Origin of the sequence: Azospirillum sp. B506 (assembly GCF_000333595.1) — a bacterium.
In the GTDB taxonomy this organism is placed as follows: Bacteria; Pseudomonadota; Alphaproteobacteria; order Azospirillales; family Azospirillaceae; genus Azospirillum.
This window is the reverse complement of the sequence record NZ_BADK01000502.1, coordinates 1-1,877: the sequence shown is the minus strand read 5'-3', so window position 1 is coordinate 1,877 and position 1,877 is coordinate 1. Positions and strand designations below refer to the sequence as shown.

2 protein-coding genes are annotated in these 1,877 nt (G+C 68.9%); both read left to right on the top strand.

Annotated features, from left to right (window positions below):
* The first annotated feature begins 228 nt into the window (after positions 1–228).
* Positions 229–612 (top strand): RidA family protein, encoded by a 384-nt coding sequence (locus tag I71_RS15070; RefSeq protein WP_014188873.1) that lies wholly within the window; start codon positions 229–231, stop codon positions 610–612.
* Between the two features lie 69 nt (positions 613–681).
* Entirely contained in the window at positions 682–1,740 is a 1,059-nt protein-coding gene (locus I71_RS15065) for an alanine racemase (RefSeq protein ID WP_042695667.1), read from the top strand.
* Positions 1,741–1,877: the final 137 nt, after the last annotated feature.

Genomic DNA, 1,877 nt, shown 5'->3' with positions numbered 1-1,877 from the left:
GGCATGGTGGCCGACCTGACCCTGTTCACCGGCGACGTGGCGGATCGCGCGACCTTCCAGGATCCGACGCGCCCGCCCCACGGCATCACCGACGTGCTCGTCGCCGGACAGTTCGTCCTGCGGGACGGCGGGCACACCGGCGCGCGTCCGGGCAAGGCCCTGGCCCGCGCCTGACCCTTCAAGACACCGAGTTTCAAAACCCCGAGTTTCAAAACCAGTGAGGACCGAATGACCAACCGCAAGCCGATCTTCGCCGAGAAGGCGGTGCCGCCCGCCGGCCAGTACAGCCACGCCATCGTCGCGAACGGCTTCGTCTATGTGTCGGGCCAGGGGCCGCACCATCCGGAGACCGGCGCCCTGCCCGAGGATTTCGCCGGCGAGGTGCGCCAGACCCTGCGCAACCTGGAGATCATCCTGAAGGCCGCCGGCACCGACCTCGCCCATGTGGTGAAGGTCAACAGCTACCTGAGCGACCTCGGCCGCTTCCAGGAATACAACGCGCTCTATTCGGAATTCTTCCCGACCGAGCCGCCGGCCCGCACCACCATCGGCTGCCAGCTGAACAACATCCAGGTCGAAATCGACTGCATCGCCGTCCTGCCGACGGCGTAAAATCTTGAGTACACGGCCGGCCCCGACCGGGTCGGCCCTTTCCCCAAATCTGCGTTCCGGAGCGGTCCCATGCGCGTCGACGAACTCGACACCCCCGTCCCCGTCATCGATCTCGACCGGGTCGAGCATAACCTGACCAAGATGCAGGCCTATTGCGACCGGCACGGGTTGGCGCTGCGCCCGCACATCAAGACCCACAAGCTTCCCCAATTCGCGCTGCGCCAGATCGAGCTGGGCGCCGTCGGCATCACCTGCCAGAAGATCAGCGAAGCGATGGTGATGGCCGAGGCCGGCTGCACCGACATCCTGCTGACCTATCCCATCGTCGGCGCCGCCAAGGTGTCGCCGCTGGCCGAGCTGGCCGGCAAGACCAAACTGACGGTGGCGCTCGACAACGCCGTCGCCCTCGACACCGTGGCCGCCGCCGCGGCGCAAGCCGGCGTCGAGATCGGCATCCTGGTGGAGTTCGACAGCGGCGACGGCCGTTGCGGCGTGCAGACCCCGGACGAGGTGCTGACGCTGGCCCGCCGCGCCGCCGGCAATGGCCTGACCCGCTTCCGCGGCCTGATGACCTACCCGCGCGGTCCCCGCACGGTGCCCTTCGTCACCGAGACGCGCGCGCTGCTGGACGGCGCCGGCATCGCGGTGGAGACGGTGTCGGTCGGCGGCACCCCCGGCTGCTGGGACACCCACGAGCTTCCCGGCGTGACCGAGCTGCGCGTCGGCACCTACATCTATCACGACCGCGCCACCGTCGGCGCCGGGGTGGCGACGCTGGACGAGTGCGCCGTGCATGTCCACGCCACCGTGGTCAGCCGCCCCACATCCGACCGCGCCGTGCTGGATTGCGGCAGCAAGACCCTGTCGAGCGACCGCGTCGCCCCGTCGGTGGGCGAAGGCTACGGCCTGATCCTCGACCACCCCGACGCGGTGATCGTCCGCGTCAACGAGGAGCATGCGGTGGTCGACCTCAGCAAGAGCGCGGCGAAGCCGGAGATCGGCGACCGCGTGCGCATCCTGCCCAACCATGTCTGCGTGGTGACCAACCTGCACGACCGCATGGCGATCAGCCGCAACGGCGAGGTCGTCGGCGACTGGCCGGTGCCGGCGCGCGGCTGCACCCGCTGAACCGTCTCAGTTAGCCCACGTTCCGGGATCCCGTCATGGACGCTGACCTCACGCTCGACATCCGCAACCTGCAAACCCACTTCACCGCCGATCCCGGCGTGTCGAAAGCGGTGGACGGCGTGTCCTTCGCCGTGCGC

Bases quoted from the DNA above. Each gene is read 5' to 3' on its own strand.
- I71_RS15070 (WP_014188873.1), top strand. From the start codon at position 229: ATGACCAACCGCAAGCCGATCTTCGCCGAGAAGGCGGTGCCGCCCGCC.
- I71_RS15065 (WP_042695667.1), top strand. From the start codon at position 682: ATGCGCGTCGACGAACTCGACACCCCCGTCCCCGTCATCGATCTCGAC.